This is a genomic window from Leucobacter japonicus (assembly GCF_001273855.1).
GTDB classification, from domain to species: Bacteria; Actinomycetota; Actinomycetes; order Actinomycetales; family Microbacteriaceae; genus Leucobacter; species Leucobacter japonicus.
The window spans coordinates 364,328-383,650 of the sequence record NZ_JHBX01000108.1; the positions used below are offsets into that span (position 1 = coordinate 364,328).

9 protein-coding genes and 1 tRNA gene are annotated in these 19,323 nt (G+C 66.7%); 2 read left to right on the forward strand and 8 right to left on the reverse strand.

Going from position 1 to position 19,323, the window contains the following annotated elements; all coding sequences use genetic code 11:
* Window positions 1–61: 61 nt before the first annotated feature.
* Complete coding sequence (locus AMS67_RS11040) at window positions 62–1,201, reverse strand: acyltransferase family protein (RefSeq protein WP_053387391.1); 1,140 nt, start codon at window positions 1,199–1,201, stop codon at window positions 62–64.
* Between the two features lie 42 nt (window positions 1,202–1,243).
* Between AMS67_RS11040 and AMS67_RS11045 the strand changes: the two genes are divergently transcribed.
* Window positions 1,244–1,852: an SOS response-associated peptidase family protein gene (locus AMS67_RS11045; protein ID WP_053387392.1), complete on the forward strand. Its 609-nt coding sequence runs from the start codon at window positions 1,244–1,246 to the stop codon at window positions 1,850–1,852.
* 32 nt (window positions 1,853–1,884) lie between these two features.
* Here the strand turns inward: AMS67_RS11045 and AMS67_RS11050 are convergent, their stop codons facing one another.
* The 6 genes from AMS67_RS11050 to AMS67_RS11080 form a co-directional block, all read right to left on the reverse strand.
* Window positions 1,885–2,211: a DUF7882 family protein gene (locus AMS67_RS11050; protein WP_053387393.1), complete on the reverse strand. Its 327-nt coding sequence runs from the start codon at window positions 2,209–2,211 to the stop codon at window positions 1,885–1,887.
* Window positions 2,212–2,521: 310 nt separating this feature from the next.
* Window positions 2,522–2,854, reverse strand: a complete 333-nt coding sequence (locus tag AMS67_RS11060) for a DUF7882 family protein (RefSeq protein ID WP_053387395.1) — start codon at window positions 2,852–2,854, stop codon at window positions 2,522–2,524.
* A 358-nt stretch (window positions 2,855–3,212) separates the two neighbouring features.
* Window positions 3,213–3,284: transfer RNA gene (locus AMS67_RS11065), tRNA-Thr, on the reverse strand.
* A 96-nt stretch (window positions 3,285–3,380) separates the two neighbouring features.
* Window positions 3,381–4,946, reverse strand: a complete 1,566-nt coding sequence (locus AMS67_RS11070; RefSeq protein ID WP_053387396.1) for an alpha/beta hydrolase — start codon at window positions 4,944–4,946, stop codon at window positions 3,381–3,383.
* Window positions 4,943–6,097, reverse strand: coding sequence for a DNA polymerase III subunit delta' (locus AMS67_RS11075; RefSeq protein WP_075201328.1), 1,155 nt, complete (start codon window positions 6,095–6,097; stop codon window positions 4,943–4,945). The genes AMS67_RS11070 and AMS67_RS11075 overlap by 4 nt, the downstream gene beginning before the upstream one ends.
* A 293-nt stretch (window positions 6,098–6,390) precedes the next feature.
* On the reverse strand, window positions 6,391–7,035 hold the full coding sequence (locus AMS67_RS11080; protein WP_053387397.1) for a YigZ family protein: 645 nt from the start codon (window positions 7,033–7,035) through the stop codon (window positions 6,391–6,393).
* 51 nt (window positions 7,036–7,086) lie between these two features.
* Here AMS67_RS11080 and AMS67_RS11085 point away from each other — a divergent pair, with 51 nt between their 5' ends.
* Complete coding sequence (locus AMS67_RS11085) at window positions 7,087–7,467, forward strand: RNA-binding S4 domain-containing protein (RefSeq protein ID WP_053351258.1); 381 nt, start codon at window positions 7,087–7,089, stop codon at window positions 7,465–7,467.
* Here AMS67_RS11085 and AMS67_RS11090 read toward each other — a convergent pair.
* Window positions 7,464–19,316 (reverse strand): isopeptide-forming domain-containing fimbrial protein, encoded by an 11,853-nt coding sequence (locus AMS67_RS11090; protein ID WP_162230850.1) that lies wholly within the window; start codon window positions 19,314–19,316, stop codon window positions 7,464–7,466. The genes AMS67_RS11085 and AMS67_RS11090 overlap by 4 nt on opposite strands.
* Window positions 19,317–19,323: the final 7 nt, after the last annotated feature.

The following is a 19,323-nucleotide window of genomic DNA, read 5'->3' on the forward strand; positions in this document are numbered from 1 at the left end:
GCCAGATCCCTCTCGCTCAGGTCTTCCATAGCTGATGCTGAGCTTACCGGTTCTGCGCCGGTCAGTCCCCCTTGATTCTGCCCCGCTGTCGCTCGCCCTCGTCGCGCCGTTTCAGCATCCAATCGATGTTCGGAGTTAGCACCCACGAGAACAGACGTTCGACCGGGGCGAGTGCGAGCAGCGCTGCCAGGGCGATCGACATGACGATGAGGATCGCGATGCCGGCCTCCCCGAGCGAGCCGATGGCATCGATCACGCCGAGTTGCCGCAGCCCCCAGACAGCGGGGCCGTGCAGCAGATACACCGACAGGGTGCGCGCGCCCCACGCCGTGGTCAATCGCTTGCGCCGGGAGGTCACTCCGAGCAGCGCGAACGTCATGGCTGCCGCGAGCGCCAGGAGGCCCGCGGCGACGGCGATGCCTCCGAGCGTCGTCTCGATCCACTGGTGCGGCTCCCAGTCTCCGATGGGGGCGTTCTCGAATTTCCAGGCGTACCCGTCGCGCCACGTCAACCAATCGTCGACGCCCCAGAACGATTGCAGACCCGGGATCAGTGCGAGTGCGGCCGCCACGGCCCCGAGCAGCGCCCACGACGTCGCGCGCACCCATCGTGCGGGCCTGGCAAACCAGTCTCCGTCAAGCCATCCGCGCTCTCGGGCGAGCCATCCGGCGACGAAGAACGGGAGAAACGTGAGCGTGCGTGCGGCCGAGAAGTCGGAGTTGATGACCGGGATCGCACCGCCCACGAGCGCAAGGCCGATCGACCACAACAGTGGATGACGCAGTTGCGAGATATAGGGCAAGATGATGCGCATCGTCACCAGTGTGACCAGGAACCACAGCGTCCACGACGGCGAGACGAGGAATGAGTCACCCGGCGCGCTGTCCCAGGCCACGAAGTCGATGGCCGCCCAGATCGCCTCCCACATGATCCAGAGCACCACCAGCTGCACCGTCGATCGCACCGTCTTCGCCGACGCGTTCGCACGCGAGAAGTAGCCGCTCAGCAGAATCATCGCGGGCATGTGGAAGAGGTAGATGTAGGTGTAGATGCCATAGGCGAGCGGGGTGTCGCCCCGCACCGTCGAGATCATGTGGCCGATGACCACCAGCACGATCAGCGAGAACCGCGCGTTGTCCCAGAAGGCGACGCGAGGCTGCTTTCCGGGTTTCGTCGGGAGAACTGCCGTCGGAGCACTCATAACTTCTAGGCTAAGCGACGCCTTGAGGCGTAGCCTGACCACATGTGCGCGTCGTATGGACTCAGCGGGTCGCTTCCCCTCGACCTCGATCCGCTCAGCGAACCCGAGAACGCTGCGCTCATCGATGCCTGGATCGAGCAGCGGTCGACGGGCGCGAAGATCACCGGCAAGAACGCCCGCAATCTCAACCCCGTGATTCGCGCCAATGCCGCTGGCGAGCGCTCCGTGCAGCTCGCCTGGTGGTGGCTCTGGCTCGACGCGAGCGGGCCCGTGAAATTCTCCGCGTTCAATTCGCGTGACGACAAGCTGCTGCGCTCATGGAAGCGCCCGTTCCAGCACCGGGCGATCCTGCCCGCCACCTGGTACGTGGAGAAGCAGGGCCGCTTCCGGCTGCCCGGCGATGAGGTATTCGGCATCGCCGCACTGACCTCGACCGTCACCCTCGACGACGGCTCCGAGCTCATCTCGTACTCGATGGTCACTCGCGACGCCGTCGGCGAGGCAGCCGAAGTATGGCCGCGCATGCCGCTCGTGCTGCCGCGCGATTTCCATGACGATTGGCTCGACCCGGATCGCCCAGGAGATGCCGCGCTGGTCGCCGAGTCGCAGCTCGCCTCCGCAGAGATCTCGCACGAACTCACGGCGCAGTAGCGCCTCCTCGGTGACGGTCTCACGCACCGTACCTAAATCAGGTCGGGCGCACGCTTCGCGTACTTCTCCGCTTCCTCCTCGCTGACGACGACCAAACCGCGCTGCGTGTGCGAGAGCGCGGCGAGCGCTCGGATCCACACGGGATTCAGTTCGATCCGGTCGCCCCCGAGCCGAAAGGCCACGGTGACGTGCGGCGACAGCCACATCGACACTCGGCCGCTTCCCTCATCCGCAGTCTTCGTCCAGCTCAGGAAGAACCCTTCCTGCTTGAGCAGTTTCTGACCGATCACGGTCTTCAGGTGCGCGAGCAGCCGATCTTCGAACGCATACTCGTGATTGCCGTGTATCAAGTACCCCATACGGCTCAGACTGGCAGTGGAGAAAGTTCTGACCAGTGGTTGACTGAGGATACTGTGACTGGTATATCTTTCGTCAGGCCGCAGCGAATAAATGGTCTGCGTATCGCAGCGGCCGTTCGTTCGCCGAGTCGAACTCGGGAAGCCGGGGCTGAATGAGCTCATCGAAAGATGGCTCATCGGCACCGTACGGGTTCTCGAAATCACCGCTCGCGAATGGGTGGTTCTGGAGCTCATAATCCCACGCAGCGCGCAAACGTTCACGGAGTTTCCGAACGTCGGGGTTTTCGACGATATTACTCATGGCCTTCTCCTATGCCGCAAGAACGGGGTTACGTTTCGCCCATTTCAGGGCGTCCATCTCTGTGAGGACGACCAGCCCGCGCGAGCTGTGCGAGATCGCAAGGAGTGCACGGAGCCAGTCTTGGTTGAGTTCTGGCTGTTTCCCGCCCGAGAAGCGGAACGCGATCGGTGAATGCTCTGAGATCCAGAGCTCGTGACGGCCGCTCCCCTTCGCGATGGGAAGTGACCAACTCAGGAAGAACGGTTCTCTCCGGCTGAGCTTTTGGCCGATCACCACTTTGAGGTGGGCCAGTGTGCGGTCTTCGAACTCGTATTCACGGTTTCCGTGTGTGATGTACCCCATGCCGAGAAGTATGACATAACTTGTGCAATTCAAGAAACAATTCACTACTTGGGTTAATTATTGTGTCTTCCATAACCTTGAGAATCATGGCAGGATCTTCTATCGTCCAGCCTCGATCGTCCTCGTGTACCCCATACACCGTCGAGGTTCGCGACGCGTCGATTCGCACAGATGAGACACCCTGCCCCCTCGTTTCCACACCCGGGCGAGGGGGCAGCTCATGTCCGGAGTCCAGCTCACCCGTAGACCTGACCCAGGAGACGCGACTCGCTGGCCCCTTTCGGGAACTGTCGGTGATGCGGCCACGAAACGAAAAGGCCGCCCACCCAATCGGGCGGACGGCCTTTGTTTCCAACGGAGCCGACTCCGGGATTTGAACCCGGGACCTGTTCTTTACGAGGGAACTGCTCTACCCCTGAGCTAAGTCGGCGCGGTGCGAAATCTCTCTCGCACACGAGAAATCACTTTAGCACGATGTGGGGCACTGTTTGCACATCGACGACGCGCTCGCGCACGTCGTCACCGGTTAGCGGCACTGCGGATCCGCGCTCGGCGTCGCACCGGTGAGGAAGTAGTCGTCAATCACCCCGTTGATGCAGGAGTTATTGCCGTACGCCGTGTGCCCCTCGCCATTGAACGTGACGAGCACTCCACTGTCGAGCTGATCTGCCAGCGACTCCGCCCAGCGATAGGGCGTTGCCGGGTCACCCGTCGTGCCGACGACCAGAATCGGGTCGGCACCCGCCGCCTCGACAGATCCGCGTTCCGCTGCCGGCGCTTCGGGCCACGAGGCGCAGAAGAGGTCACCGTACCCCTGGTATCGCCCGATGGTCGGCGCGATCTCGTTCAGCTCCGCCGCTTCTGCGCGCATCACCTCTGGGTCGGTGTTGCCCGCGGGGTAGTCAAGGCAGTTGATCGCCGAGAACGCCTCAGTCGAATTCGTGAGGTACTCGCCGTTCTCGCGATCGTAGTAGAAATCTGCGAGCGACAACCCGATGTCGGCGTTGCCGTCGGCGACCGATGAGAACAGCTGGTCGAGGTAGCCCCAGTTGCTCTGCGAGTAGAGCGGGGTGATGATCGCGGTGATCATCGTGGACACCGAGAATTCGCGACCGTCTGACCCCCGCAGCGGGTTCGCTTCAACTCGATCGAGGAGGGCGCTGATCTGTGCCATGCCGACGTCGACCGGCGCGTTGAGCGGGCAGTCGTCGCGCGTCAGGCAATCCGTCGTGTACGCGCGCAGCGCCTGCTCGAAGCCCCGCGTCTGTTCGCGCACGACGTCACCGATGCTGGTCGACGGGTCCATTGCCCCGTCGAGCACGAGCCTGCCGACGCGTTCGGGGTAGGCATCCGCATAACGTGCACCGATGTACGTGCCGTAGGAGTAGCCGAGGTAGTTGAGCTTCGGGTCGCCCGCGATCGCGCGGAGCATGTCGAGGTCTTGCACGGTCTCTGCCGTGCTCACGTGGCCTAGGAGGTCGCCGGTGCGCTGCAGGCAGGCCTGGCCGAACTCGGTGCTCATCTGCTTCGATGCCGCGATCCATTCGTCGCTGCCGACCTCGATATCGGCCGTGCCTTCATCGCCGAAGAGGTAATCATCCATGCCCGCAGCATCGAGACACGTCACGGGGCTCGATTGGCCCACTCCGCGCGGATCCCAGGCGATCACGTCGAACTGCTGCTGCACGTCGTTCTGCACTGCGCCGCCGACACCGCCCGACAGGTACTCGACGCCCGATGCACCCGGCCCGCCGGGGTTCACGAAGAGTGAACCGAGCGCCGAACCGCTGAGCGCCGGCTGCTTCACCAGGCTGAGCGTGATGGTCTCACCGGCCGGATCGGCCCAGTCGAGCGGTGCGTTGACCACGGCGCACTGCAACCCGTTCTGGCACGCCACCCATTCGGGGTGCTGCGCGCCGAACCCGGCGACCGTGCGCTCAGGAATTGACGGAAGTTGGGGCGTGCGCTGCAGCGCGCCCTGAATCAGAGCGCTGATCGGCGCACACCCGCTGACCGCCAGCGCGGCCGCAGCAGCCACGGCCACCGCAGCGAGCGCCCGGCCGGCGCGCCCCCGGCGTCGTCGCACGCTCATCGCGCACCCTCGAACGTGTGCGTATCTGCCGCGCTCTGCAGCGCGAACAGGGCCTCGAGCACCAGACCCGGTGTGATGCCACGCTTCAACCGCTCGCGCGCCGACTCGACGGCTGCGACCACCGCGAGCGAGCGCTCTGCGCCCCAGCGGGCCGCGAGTTCGCGGATCGCCGCCTCGCGTTCGCGGTTCACGAGTTCTGGCTCGGCATCGAGCGCGACCAGCAGCACATCACGGAACAGCGAGAGCAGGTCGGTCAGAATACGGTCGATCCCGTCGCGCAGACTGCGCGTGGCGCGCCGCTTCTGGTCCTCTTCCAGGGCACGGATCTGCGACCGCATCTGCGGAGGAATCGCCGCCCCCGGGGCCAGGCCGAGGCCGCGCATCGCCTCGTCGCGCTCACGCGCGTCGAGCTCCTCGGTGATCGCCGCCGCGTCGGCCTCGGCCACTTTCACGAGTGCGGCGGCGGCGCGCATGGCGTCGCCGAGTGTCTGAATGCCGAGTGCAATCTCGATCGTGCGCTCACGGCGCTGCATCGCATCGGTATCGCTCGCGAGCCGGCGCGCCATGCCGATGTGGCTCTGCGCGAGCCGCGCCGCGCGCTCGGCAGCCTCAGCGTCGATGCCGTCGCGTTCATGGAGGAGGCGCGCGATGTCGGTCGGGCTCGGCGTGACCAGGCGCAGCGAGCGCGCTCGAGACCGGATCGTGGGGAGCAGATCGGCCTCGCTCGGTGCACACAGCACCCAGATGGTGCGCTCGGGCGGCTCTTCGAGTGCTTTCAACAGCACGTTCGACGTGCGCTCAGGCATGCGGTCGGCATCTTCGATCACGATCACCCGATAGCGCCCCTCGGCGGGCGAGTAGTGCGCCGTCGTGACGATGTCGCGAGCCGCCTTGATATCGATGAGCAGCTTCTGCGTGGTGAGCACCCCGAGATCGGGATGCGTTCGCGCGCGCACCTGCTCGAACACGGCATCGCGGTCGTGGCCGCGCGCAATGAGCGCGGCGGCGAACCGGAAGGCCAGGTTCGATCGGCCCGACCCGGGCGGGCCAGTGATGAGCCAGGCGTGCGCCGGAACCGCGTCGGGTGCCGATGCCGCGTCGAGCATGCGCACAGCATCGGGCTGACCCACGATTTCTGCCCAGTAGTCCACCCCGAAAGCGTATCGCGCCCCTCCGACAACGCGAGATCGAAGTCCCGACGCGCAGATTCCTGGACTCAGTCTCGCCAGCGGGTGAATCCTCGGGTGAATCCGAGGTGAATCACACCCACGGTCGGCACACGACGCATAAGCTCTTCAGTGGTTGAAGATTCGTTCCCCCGAGTTCAAACCATCTCCCGCAACGGTACTTCCCCTACCACGCGGGAGGCATGCCCCCGGACCTGTCCCCCAGGCTACCGGGGGCTTTTTCGTGCCCGAGACGCGCAACAGGCGCGCGCCCTCGACTACCGCGCAGCGCCGACCGGGCGCTCCAGGTCGACGTACTCGGCGGCACCCGTCTCGAGTTCGGCCGAACCGGCACTCACCTCGGCGGCGAGTGCGGCGAGCCCAGACACCTCGTCTTCAGCGAGCGCGAAGCGCTGCGCCACGCGATCGGTGTACTCGGCCGAGCCGATCCCGTACCCGCGACGACGCGCCTCGGCCTCGATCTGCGGCGCGATGTCGTAGGCGCAGTGCACGGTGACGGATCGTCGCAGCCCGCGCGGCTGACGTCGCGCCCGCTGCGTGGCGCTCGCGACGCTCGAGCGATACGCGCGGGTCAGGCCACCTGCCCCCAGCAGCACACCGCCGAAGTAGCGAGTGACGACGGCGACGACGTCACTGAGCCCCGCCGAAACCAGCGCATCGAGCATGGGAGCGCCCGCCGTACCGCTGGGCTCACCGTCGTCGTTCGAGCGCTGCACACGCCCGTCTGGCCCCAGCACGAACGCCGAGCAATGGTGGCGGGCGCGCGGATGCTCGGCGCGTACCCGGGCGATCACCTCGCGTGCTTCGGCCTCATCGGCGACGCGTTCGAGCCGCACCAGAAACCGGGAGCGCGAGATCTCCTGCTCGGCGTCCACGGCCGTGACGATCGTCTCGTACTCCATAGCCCCTCGATCTCATGCAGCGCCCCGACAGCGCCGACTACGATCGAGTCTATGGCGGGCGAGAGCGTACGGGTAGACACCTGGGTCTGGGGCGTGCGCCTCGCAAAGACCCGCAGCCAGGCGACGACGGCGTGCCGCGCCGGCCACGTCCGTGTCAACGGTGTGACCGCGAAGGCCGCCCAGCCGGTGCGCATCGGCGACGAGGTGCGCGTGCGTCAGCACGGCTTCGACACGATCTACCGCGCGACCGGCCTGCCCGTGCGCCGGGGCAGCGCTGCCGAAGCGGCGAAGCACTTCGAAGATCTCACGCCGCCCCCGCCGCCTCGCGTCGAGCGGCCCGCCGAAATCATTCGGGATCGCGGCGCGGGCCGACCGACCAAGCGCGAACGGCGCGAGATCGATCGGCTCCGAGGCCGGGAGTCCGACGACTAGGCGGTCGTCACCTCAGCGGCGGCTCGACCACGACGGCGGCGAGCGAGCATCAGGGCGACCGCTCCACCGACCAGGAGGAGCAGGGCTGCCAGCGCAGCCAGGGGTGCCGCGTCGCCTCCCGTCGTCGCCAGCCCGTCAGCGGCGCGCACCTCGACGGTGGCGTCGTCGGTCAACCGAGCTCCATCGGTCTGCGTGGTCTGACTCGATACGGTGACCGTGTTCGTCACCGATGGGTAGGCCCCCTGATCCACGTGCACGAACAGCGTGAACTCCGCGCGCTCGCCCACCTGCAACCCGTGCTCGATCGTCCAGGCAACGCGCTGTCCGTCGACGGAGACCTCGGCAGACGGCGACGAAGCGAACCGCAGCCCATCGGGCAGTTGATCGATCACCGTGATCGGGCTGGGGTCCGCAGTGGGGCCCTGGTTCTCGACGGTGATGCGGTATTCGCCCGTTCCGCCGACCTGGAAGTCGCCCACCGCGGTCTTCTCAACCACGAGCGTCGCAACGGGGTCGATGACCACGGTCGCGTCGGCGACGTTGTTCGCCGGGTTCGCGTCGTCGCCCGAACGCACCGATGCGACATTCGTGACGCCCTGGGCTGAGAAGAGCGTGTCGTCCACGCGCACCTGCAGGTCGACCGCAATGGTGTCGTCCACGGCGAGGCTCGCCCCACCGTCGACCGGCGTCCACGTCAACCGCTCGGCGCCCGACACGGCTTCAATGCGCGGTTCAGTCGATTGCACGTCGCCAGACGCCACGGCAACCCGCGCGCTGCCAGGCACGTAGTGCAGGCCGGTCGGCAGCGCGTCCACGATGTCGATGGGGCCGCGAGAGACGCTCGGGCCCTCGTTGGAGACGAGCAGACGGTAGGCGATCGTGCCCCCAGCGTTCACGCGATCCTGATCGCTCGTCTTCACGATCGACAGGTCGGCGCTCGCCGACTGATCGCTCGAATCGACTGCCTCGGCCGGATCCACGGCGTTTTCAGCGGTCGCCTCAGCCGTGTTCACCAGCGGCTGGGTGACATCAAGGGCTGGGTCCGTCGAGTACGTGACGACGAATGAGCGTGCGTGCTCCTGGCCGACCTGCTGGGTGCCCGAGAGCTCGAACGTGTCCCAGGCCGCGCTGGAAGTGCCCGTCGCATCCGCCCCACCCGCGGTGCGTGACCACTCTCCGGTCTCGCTGACGAATGACTGGTAGGTCAGCCCGGCCGGCACACGGTCGACGACCCGCACGGCACGGGCATCGGCCGGCCCCTCGTTCAGCGCGGTGAAGCGATACGAGACCTCCGTGCCGGGAACGACGCGATCGGTCTCCGTGGCTCCGATCCAGACCCCGTTCTGCTGCACGACGCGGTGCTTTGCGAGTGAGATTGCGGTCGCGTCGCCGGGCGAGGTGATCTGCACCCCGTTCTGGTTGTTCTCGGTGTTCGGGTCGGGGGTGCCGCCCGCGTCGACCGCGGCCGTATTCGTGATCGTGCCACTGGTCCACGCCGGATCGACGATCGCCGTCAACTCGATATCCGGCGTCGCTCCCACAAGGATCGACGCACCGAGATACGTCCACGTCACCGTGTCACCTGCGGTCGCGGCGCTCCAGCCTCCGTCGTTCGACACCGTCGCGTGCCACAAGTCGTTCGACGGATCCGAAGCGAGTGCACGAATTCCTGCGGGCAACGTGTCGGTCACGGTGATGGGCGTCGCGTCAGAGCTCACCGAGATCGACGGTCCGAGATTACGGGGTTCGATGACCCAGGTCACCGTCTTGCCCGCCGAAATGTCGTCGACTGACGTCTGCACGCGCTTGGTGAGTGCGAGATCGGCTGATCCGTCAACGTCCACGGCATCGGTATCGATGTCGTTCAACGGGTTGTGGTCGTCAGGGCCGGCAACGGTCGCCGTATTCACCGCCGACGTGCTCTGCTCGTAGGAAGCATCGATCAGCGCGTCGAAACGCACGTCGATCTGTGCCCCAGGCGCGAGGGTCGCATCAGCGGTCGTGTTCACCCAGGTGAGTCCGCTTCCGTCGACGACGGGTGCGAATGGCACCGGTTCGGAGTCGTCGATCGAGATCGTCGACGAGTCTGCGACGTAGCTCAGGCCTTCAGGCAACACGTCGCTGATGTCGATCGAGGGGCTCGAGACGCTCGGACCGTGATTCTCGACGACCAGCTCGTACGTCACCGTCTCGCCCGCGATCGCGGCCCCCGATTCGGGCACGACGTGCGACTTCGTGATCTCGAGATCAGCGCTGCGCGTCGACGCGATGTGATCGTCGTCGCGTGCACGACCCGGATCGCCGTCGCCGACGACCCAGTTGGTCGCCGTCGCCTCCACGGAGTTGGTGAACGAATCGCCGTTCGGCATGGCCGGGTCGGTGCGATAGGTGACCACGAACGATCGCGCCGCGTCCGCGCCCACCTGCTGCGAGCCGCTCAGCGAGAACGTATCCCAGTCGGGTCGGGTGCCGGCGCTGCTGGTGCCGCCCGCCGTGTGCGCCCAGTCGCTCACGCCCTCGGACTCGTGGGAGCGGTAGCTCAGCCCCTCGGGCACTTCATCCACGACGGTCACGTCGCGGGCGTCCGCGGGCCCGTCATTCACGACGGTGACGCGGTAGCTCACATCATCGCCGGGCTGGAAGTCGGGCACCGGATCCTGATCGACCGCGGTCACCCACGCACCGTCGACGCGCACGACGCGCGTCTTATCGACGCGCAGCGACGTGTCGTCACCGGGCGCGACCGTCACCTGATCGACGTTGTTCGGCTGATCGGGGTCGACCGTCTTTCCGGCCACGATATCGACCGAGTTGGTGATGTCGCCGCTGGTCCAGCCCGCGTCGATGTCGCCCGCAATGCGAATATCGAATCGGGTGAGCGTGGGGTCGGCGAGTGCATCGGTGCCGACCGGGAACTCCGAGACGCTCGGGTCCAGTGTCCAGGTCACGACATCTCCGGCGCGCGCCGGGAACGTCGAGGGGGCGCCGCCCCTCGTCACGGTGGCGGTCCAGAGTTCGGTCGACGGATCGGCGACACCGTGAATGCCCGCAGGCAGACGGTCGATGAGCGTGATCGGGTCGGCCGACGAGTTCAGCGATACCGATGGGCCGGCGTTGCGCGGCGCGATGATCCACGTCAGCGGCTTGCCGGCGGTCACCGTCTCGTCGAGGATGGTGTTCTCGACCGACTTGCGCACCTGCAGGTCGGCGAGCGGCACGACCGTCACCTGATCATCGTCTTCCGCAGCGCGCGGATCGTCGGTGTCGGGTACGACCTGAGCCGAGTTCGTCACCTCATCGGCAGTGCCGATCTCCACCGTGACGGTTGCCGTCAGGCGCGCAGTCGGCACAGCTTCACCGGGCAGCACGGTACCCGCGTACGCGGCCACAACGGTCGTGGAGCCGTCTGCGTGCTCCGTCGCCGAGTCAAACGCCCAGCCGTCGCCCGACAGCGTGCCATCGACATATCTGAGACCGGCGGGCAGCGTGTCCGTCAGCGTCACACCGTTGACCGCCGACGGGCCCTCGTTGGTCGCGTCGAACACGAAGGTGACTTCGTCGCCGATGCGGTACGCGTCGCTTTCCGTGGCAACGTGCGATTTCTCGAGTCCGAGTTCCGCAGTGCGTACGAGCGCGATGTCGGCCGAGGCCTCGTTCGAATGGGGGTCGTCCACGGGCTCCGCGGTGGCCGAGGCCACCACGGCAGTATTCGTGATCGTGCCCGAGAGTGTCGAGGCGAGCTGCGCCTCGAACTCGATGACCGGAGCCACGCCGCGGTCTGGGTCGCCAGCGGTGTCGGCTGCGAGGCCCGATGCGAGCGTGAACGTGACGATCTGCGGGGTGGCGGGGTCTGCCTCCGTCGCCGAGACCTGCCACTCGCCAGCCAGCGTGAGCGACGCGGGCACCGTCACGCCCAGAGGCAGCGTGTCGGTCACGACGACCGGCCCCGCGGCGTCACTCGCGCCGTAGTTGTGAGCCTGCAACCGGAACCAGACCGAGGTGCCGGCCACCCCGGTACCCGGGTCGACGATCTTGCCGCCGGCCCCGTCGATGACCATCTTTTCGAGACCGAGATCTGCCTCGGCGCGCACCGTGATCGCTGCCTCGTCGTCGTCGGAATGCGAGCCCGCGGTGTCGCTCCAGGTCACCGTTGCGGTGTTCACCAGCTCGGTGCCGTCGAGCACGGTCGGCGCGATCGCTGCCGTCACGGCGATGACCGTGGGCGAACCGACGGCGAGGAGCCCGTTGGCATCGGTGTACTCGCACTGGGCGCTCTGCGATCCCGCATTCGACGCACTGCAATCCCAGCCATCGCCCGTGATCGAGACGAGCGACATACCCGCCGGCAGCGCATCGGCGATCATCACCGGCGCGGCCGAGGGGCCGTCATTCGTGACGGTGAGCTCGTACTGCATCTCGCCGCCGGCGACACCGGTCTCGGCGGAGGCGCGCTTCTCGATGCGCATCGTGGCTTCGCGCACGATATCGACGGTATCGGTGGCGACGTCATTGCCCGGGTCGGTGTCGTCGTCGCTCTGCACGCTCGCCGTATTCACGAGCGACTGCGCACCGAGCGTCGGGTCGGCGGTCACCGAGAAGGTGATAATCGCGGTCCCCGAGTTCGGCAGATCGGCGTTCGAGGTGAGGTTCCTCCACGACAACGTCTGGCCCTCCACAGTGGGTTCGAATGCCGTCGTCGCGCCGCCGAAGGCGAGTTGCGCGCCACCGGCATAGCTCAGACCCACGGGCAGCTCGTCGACCACGTCGATCTCGGCCGAGGCGTCGCTCGGCCCCTCGTTCGTCACGGTGAGCACATAGGTGAACGTGGAACCGGCTGCCGCCGCAGTCGCACCGTCGGGGAGCACGTGCGACTTCGCGATCGAGAGATCGGCGTTGCGCTCGGCGTCGCTGACGCTGCTCGCATCGGGGTCGTTCGTCGAGTTATCGGCGTGCGCCGTCACGGTATTCGTGATCTGCGCGCCGTTGATCGATGTCGACGCCGTGTCGTACGTCACGACGAAGCCGACCGTCGTGCCGGGCGCCTGGGTGCCGTTGAGCGTGAAGGTGTCGGCGCTCGAGTCGTGCGCGTCGGTCCAGGCGGTCTCGTCGAGCCCTTCGTGGCTCGCGTAGGTCAGGCCCGCAGGCCGCTGATCGACGGCGTGCACGTTGCGAGCGTCGGCCGGGCCGTGGTTCGCGATGCGCACCAGGTAGCTCACGGGAGAGCCGGGCACGTAGGGCTCGCTCTCTGTGGCCGGGCGCCAGTCGCCGTCATCATTCACGACTCGCGTCTTGGTCACGGCGAGCGTGGTGCTGTCGTCGGGGGTGACGCTGACCTCCGCGCTGTTATTCGCGGTTGCGTTCGCGGGCTCGGGCGTCGCGCCCGGGTGCACGGTCGCGACGTTCACGAGCTCACCGGTGTGCGCGGTGAGGATCGTTCCCGTCAGCGTCACCTGCGAGGATGCGCCGAGGGGCAGCGGCGCTCCGGTGTAGGTCCAGGTGAGCTCGGTGCCCGGATCGACCCCACCCTCCGGCAGCGGACTGCCATCGGCGAGCGAGACAGTCCAGTCGCTCGTGCTCGTCGCGGTCACTCCCGTCACGCCCTCGGGCACCGTGTCCGTGATCGTGATCGGTGCGCCGGTCGTCGCGGCGGAGACCGACGGCCCATTGTTACGCACCGTGATGCCCCAGGTCACCGGGGAGCCGACGACAACGGTCGACGAATTCACCGTCTTGGCGATGGCGAGATCGGCCACGGGCGTGAGCTCTCGGCTCGCGTCATCCGTGTTGTTGCCGAGGTTCGACGGGTTCTCGTACGTGCGGCCCGTGACGGTCGCCGTGTTCGCGAGCTGATCCACCGTCGCGGTCGCAGTCGCAGCAATGTCCACATTCGCGGTCAGCACGATCCGATCGGCCGATCCGGTTTTGAGGAACGTCGAGCGTGTTCCCACCGTCAGCTTTCCCGCGCCGTCGGTCGCGACCGCCAACGGGGTACCGACCACGTCAGTACTTCCGGAGAAGTACCGAGCGGTGAACGCGCCCGTCGTGACACCGGCCGGTTGTGTCACCGTATCGGAGATCACGAAGGGGCCGTAGCCGTCACTCGTGCCGGCATTCTTCACCGTGATGCGCCACTGCGGCTGCGCGTACGCGTTCGAGGCACTCGCGCCCGGGATCCACGCTCCAGCTTCTGCATCGAACTGCGCAGCTCCACCGTCTGTGACACCCCCGATCGCATCTTTTTCGAGCACCAGGTCGGCTTCGCCGATCCGCGCGTCTGCAGACTTCGGGTCGCCGGCGTAGGTCGCCGTCTGGTTCCGCGTCTCACCGCGGCGGTCGGTCACGCTCGCGCTGACCGTATTGGTATGCGCGCGAGTGGTGCCGGGGTCGGAAATCGCCTCGGGATCCTTCGGAATCGCCGTGTAGTGGATTTCGATCTTCGCGCCCGGAGCCAGCACTGCAGCGGGCGCACCGCTCACCGCATCGGCGCCGAACGTCCACTCGATGGTGCCGGTAGCGCCGGCCGACGGCTGCGTCGCGGCAGTCGCTCCGGTCACGCTGATCACCCGGTCGAACTCCCAGTTCTTCGGCAGCGCGTCCGAGAGCGTGATGCGCTGGGCACCGCCGTTGCCCGTGTTCGTCGCGGTGACCACCCATTCGAAGGGCTCACCGGCATACGCGTTCGCGGGGCTCGCCGCGGCCGCCTTGGTGAGCGCGATCTTCGGGAACTTCGGCGTGACATTCGCCTGCGCCTGAGACGTCGACGTGAAGCGTTCGGCCTCGGGGGTCGTGTACGAGAAGTACTCCGAGATCTTCGCCGTGTTCTGCTGCGCTGAGGCCGTCAACTGCGCTGATGCGGCAAGCGTTGCCTGGTACCCCAGCGTCGAGGTCGCGCCCGGCTGCAGCGGGCCGGCAATCGTCCACGTGATCGTGCGCCCGTCGACCTGCACGGCCCCCGCCGGCGCGGCAACTCCATCGAGCGTGAATGACGACTCGTCGAGCACGATGCCGGCCGGCAGCTGGTCGGTGAACGTCGCGTTGTACGCCGCACTGCTCGAGGCGCTGTTCGCGTTCGTGGCGCGGACCCGGTACTCGAGGCGTTGATCCACATCCGCATTCACGGAAGTCGCATACGAACCAGTTGTTCCTGCGATGCGCACACCCTTCGTGAGGCCCAGGGTCGGTCGCAGAATGCTGACGTTCGCGTCATCGTCGAGGTTCTGCAAAATGGCGTTTTGCGCGGTGCTCGCCTTCCAACGGAAATTCGCCGTGTTCGCGACCGCATTGCTCGCGACCATGTCCTTCGTGACAACGACGTTGTAGCGCAGCACGATGAAGCGCGTGCTCGCATTGCTCGCGATCGTGCCACCATTTGCGGTGTAGGTCCACGAGCGCGAGTCCGCCCCGGTGGTCTGCAACGACCAGTTGGCCGTGTCGTCGGTCGAGGTGTTGCCCGACTCGATCGAGACCTGGGCGCCGGTGATCGGCTGGCTGGTTTTCAAACCCGAGTCATCGATGCGCACGCTGTAGTAATTGATGCTGGGTTTCAGCTCGACGCGCACTTCGTACTCCGCCGTGGTACCCACGGGTGCGCTGATGCTCTCCGAGAACGCGGTCGAACCCGCAGAGCGCACGCGCTTGGTCACGCCTGCGGTGTCGGCCTTGATCGTTGCGGTGGTCTGCGCCGAGAGGTCGCCACTGCGCTCCGCATCGGGCTGGATCGCGGCGGGCAGCGTCGCTCCCGCAACTGCGGCGGTATTGACGTATTCCTGACCGGCACCGGCGGCGGGATCGATGGTGGCCTGATAGGTCAATTCGACTGCGGGTCGCACCTCGGCGAGCGCGGGGATCTGCTCGTGCGTCCAGGTGATCCGCCCGCCATCTCCGGCGAGTGCTCCGGCCGCAACAGAGACCGCGTCGTCAGCGATCGGGTCCCCGTTGACGCGGAACGACCCCGCGACCACGTGCAGCCCCTCGGGAACGTCGTCGCGCACCACGTTGTCGTAGCTCTTCGGCGACGACGCCCCGGTTCCCACCACAATCTTGTAGGTGACCAGAGCATCCGCGGCCACCGGCCCCGTCGCATCAGACGTCTTCGTCACCGAGAGTGCGGGAGTGACAGAGTCGACGGTGGCGTTGGCAGCGTGCGTGATCTGCGCTCCACCGTTCGGGTTGTCGGTGGCAAACGTGGCACGGTTGGTGAGCTGACCGGGGTTCGTCTGACCGACCCAGTACGTCGCCTGTACTCGGAACGTCTGATCGGCGTTCGTCGCGTTCGTGTAGCTCGCTGGGAATGCGAGTGTGGCACGCGCGTCATCATCGCAGGTGAAGCCGGCGAGTGTTCCGCTGCCGCAGGAATCCGCGATCTCGCTCGTATTGCCGGGGCCGAAGAAGCGCGCGCTTCCGGCCCGGTAGTGCGTATCGACGTTCTTGCCCGACGCGTTGGTGAGCACGCCGCGGTCCGAAAGAGTAGCGTTCGCCACGGTCGTCTTCGCCGGAATCGTCACCGCGTATTCAAAGGTCGCGTACTCGCCCTGCACGATCGCCCCGGCACCGTTATTCGCGTCGGTCGGCGTGGTGCCGCTGCCGGCGATCTCGGTCGAGACGAGTTTCTTCGCGACCGAGGCATCGGGCAGGTGCACCTCTGCGGAATCGAAGGTGTCGGTGTCATCGAAACCGATCTCACCGGCGTTCGTATCCGGCGCGCGATCGGTGAGCTGCTGCCCGCCGCCCTCGCGCTGCGGCACGACCGTTGTCGCACCTTCCGTGCCCGGGTTCGGGATCTCGTAGCTGACGATGCCCGCCGTATTCTCGAAGCTCTGCGTGACCTGCGCGGCGTCCCCGCCATCGGCGGATCCGGCAGGCACGGTGAGCGTATAGCCCACGGTGAACCCGCGAGTGACCCCCGGCGTCGAGCCCGCGGCAGCGGTCGATCCGGCGATGTCCTTCGAGATCTTCCAGACGATGACGGATCGCCCGGAGTAGGCCGCGCTCAACTGTGGCGAGCCGGCCGGGCTGTCGGTCGCGAGAGCAGTGAAGTCGCCCGAAGCGAGCGGCGTCTCGCCATTGCCGGAGCTCGCCGCAGCACCGTCGTAGGTCGCGGCGGTGAACGCCGAAACGTCAGCGGCGCGCACGCCCTTCGGCAGCACGTCCCAGATCACGTATTCGTCGGTGGTGTTCTGCGGTGCGGTCACATCGATGCGATACGTCACTGCATCGCCCTGGCGCACGATCTCGCCGGCGGCGGGCCCCTCCTGTCCGAAGGTGCGCGATGCGCCATCGCCGATCGACTTCACGTTCTTCTGCAGCGTCGCGCCCCAGTCGAGAGTGACGGTCGCGTCGTCGCGCAAGAAGGTGAGGTCGCCATCGACATTCACCTGCTGGTACTTGGCATGGTTCGCGGGGCTGTCGACGTCGTCGGCCGATGCAGACTGCTGCTGCACCACGCCTTCGAGGTACACCGTCACAGTGCTATCGAGCGGCATGAAACGGTAGTCGCCGCGACGCTCGCCGAGCTCCCAGCTGAGGCTGCTGCCAGACACCGTCGGCTCGGGAATATACGCGGTGGGGAATCCCGACGCCGAACGATCGACGGGGGTCTCGGCATCAGCGACGCCCGTGATACCGGAGTATGCATATGTCGCCCCGACGAACGCGACGCCCTCGGGCAGGTAATCATCGAGTACCGGGTTGCGCGTATCGATGCCCTCTGCGAACGGCACCTGAATGCGGTACCAGACGTGGTCGCCGGGCGAGAACGGGGTCTGCGCGGCCGCACTCCAATTCACCGGCTGCGCGTTTGCGATCGTCTTGCCGCGATCGAGCACCTCTTTCACGAGCTGCGAGAAGTTTGACGAGATGGTGGCACTCGAGTCGTCGAGCGGATAGCGCTCGGCACCGACCTTCGCCGGCAGCCCTGGCGTCGCCTCAATATCGGCGGTTGACGTCGTGGTTCCGGTGATCGACACCCGGTTCGTCAGCCGGTCACCCGAACTCGTGCTGCCCTTGCTCCCGGTGTAGTTCGGGCGCTGCATCAGGGTGTAGCGCACCTCGGCGTGGTCGTTCGCCGTCATCTCTGCGACCGCGAAAACGACCGTGAATGCGCCGGTGCTCGCGTTGAAGTCGATCGACTCAACCGTCGCGTCGCTGACGTTCGCCCCGGTCTCGGTATTGGGGTAGTTGCACGCTGAACCGGGCGTAACAATCTGGCTCCACTCGGCCGCATCGGTGTAGGGCGCTGTCGTGCCGTTCGTCGTGACGCTGAGCTTGGGCTGCGTCTGCTGCGCCGGGAAGGCGGGGCAGAGACCGTTCGGAATGACATCGGTGAGACGGATGTCATCGGCGTCGACGTACTCGCTCGTGCGCACGTTCAACGTGTATTCGGCGAGCGCACCCGTCTTGAAGGCGTCCTCCTGCACACTCTTGATCACGTGCAGATCGACGGCATCAACTGATTCGGTATCCGAGTCGCTGGTCGTGCGCAGGGCGTCATTGTCGTCGAGCACCGGGCCGGTGAAGGCTCCCGAGGCCGTCGCGGCGTTCACCAAAGCCTGCGCATTGGCGGGCGCCGAGGCGCTCTCCGAGCCGTGTCGCGTCGAGGGCCCGGTGTTGTTGTCGAGGTTCGCCCCCTGCAGACCGGATTCGGCGGCGGGCGCAGTTCCCTGCCAGAGTGCGTTCTCGAACAGCGGCACAGCGGCGTAGTACTTCAACTCGCTCACGCCGGCCGTCGCCGCCGTCGTCGGCAGCACCTGCGCGCTGCCGCCCGACAGCGCCCCGAGCACCCAGGTGACCTTGGTGTAGACGCCCGCGCCGGCGAGGCCGAGCTGGGCCGCCTCGGCTGCCCCGAGCTGCACGGTCTCGACGCGCGATGCCTCGGGCGAAGCCAGTTGTGGCTGAGCGCCCATGCGCATCGGCTGCCCGTCCACGAGGTACTCGCCTGTGCCGGGCGCGGAGTTGTCGCCGCCTGCGGTACCGAGAAACTCGAGCCCTGCAGGCAGGTAGTCGACGACGGTCACGTCTTCGGTCGGCGCCTGACCGGTGTTCTCGATCTTGATCGTGTACACCGTGGGGTGCGAGTGCACACCGCGCAGCAGTTCGTCTTCGGGGCTGGGCTCCGACTTGCTCACGCGAATCGCTCGCACGTCGGGCTGAGTGAACCCGGCATCGGTGCCGGGCTTCGAGGAGTGCGTCGCGGTGACTGCCTTGCTCGTCGATCCGTCGAATGTGGGCAATCGCGAAGGATCGTTGCTCGTGTAGGCGGTCGCGTCAAAGTTGATCGTGCTGCCGACCGGGTAGGTCCCGGTATCGGGGCGCACCGTAACGTCGAGCGGCACGGTGCCGCCCTCGGGCAGATCATTGATGTTCGACCACACCCACAGCTGCTGCCCCTCCGGTACTGCGCAGCGGTTGGCCTTGCCGGGAGGTGTCAGCGTCGAGGCGGGAATGAGTCCGCTCGCCGCGCAGCTCTCGGCCGTCGCCGGCGCGGTGCGCGTCTCGTTCGGCACTTCCTCAAGGGCCCGGTAGATTTTCGTGGGCGCAGCAGTGCCACTCACGTACGACACGGAAAGCGGCAGTAGCGCCGACACCCCCAGGTTGAACTGCTTGCCGCCGCCTCCGTTCGCCGGGTTCGACACATTGACACGGAAGCTGGCGTCTTCTCCCGCGAGAATGAAGCCCTTGCCACCGGTGCCGGTGCTCTGCACCTCGACAGTCGGAGCCCACTCTGCCGCAGCCGCCTGATTCGCACCGACCCCGACGGCGACGAGCGATCCCGCAACCACCGCCCCGGTAACGAGCCCCGCGATCAGCGACGCCATTCGATTGCGTTTCGGTGCGACTGCAGCTTCCACCATGATGCGT

Excerpts from the sequence above, each read along its gene's own strand:
- AMS67_RS11040 (WP_053387391.1), bottom strand. The coding sequence starts at position 1,201 with ATGAGTGCTCCGACGGCAGTTCTCCCGACGAAACCCGGAAAGCAGCCT.
- AMS67_RS11045 (WP_053387392.1), top strand. The coding sequence starts at position 1,244 with ATGTGCGCGTCGTATGGACTCAGCGGGTCGCTTCCCCTCGACCTCGAT.
- AMS67_RS11050 (WP_053387393.1), bottom strand. The coding sequence starts at position 2,211 with ATGGGGTACTTGATACACGGCAATCACGAGTATGCGTTCGAAGATCGG.
- AMS67_RS11060 (WP_053387395.1), bottom strand. The coding sequence starts at position 2,854 with ATGGGGTACATCACACACGGAAACCGTGAATACGAGTTCGAAGACCGC.
- AMS67_RS11070 (WP_053387396.1), bottom strand. The coding sequence starts at position 4,946 with ATGAGCGTGCGACGACGCCGGGGGCGCGCCGGCCGGGCGCTCGCTGCG.
- AMS67_RS11080 (WP_053387397.1), bottom strand. The coding sequence starts at position 7,035 with ATGGAGTACGAGACGATCGTCACGGCCGTGGACGCCGAGCAGGAGATC.
- AMS67_RS11085 (WP_053351258.1), top strand. The coding sequence starts at position 7,087 with ATGGCGGGCGAGAGCGTACGGGTAGACACCTGGGTCTGGGGCGTGCGC.
- AMS67_RS11090 (WP_162230850.1), bottom strand. The coding sequence starts at position 19,316 with ATGGTGGAAGCTGCAGTCGCACCGAAACGCAATCGAATGGCGTCGCTG.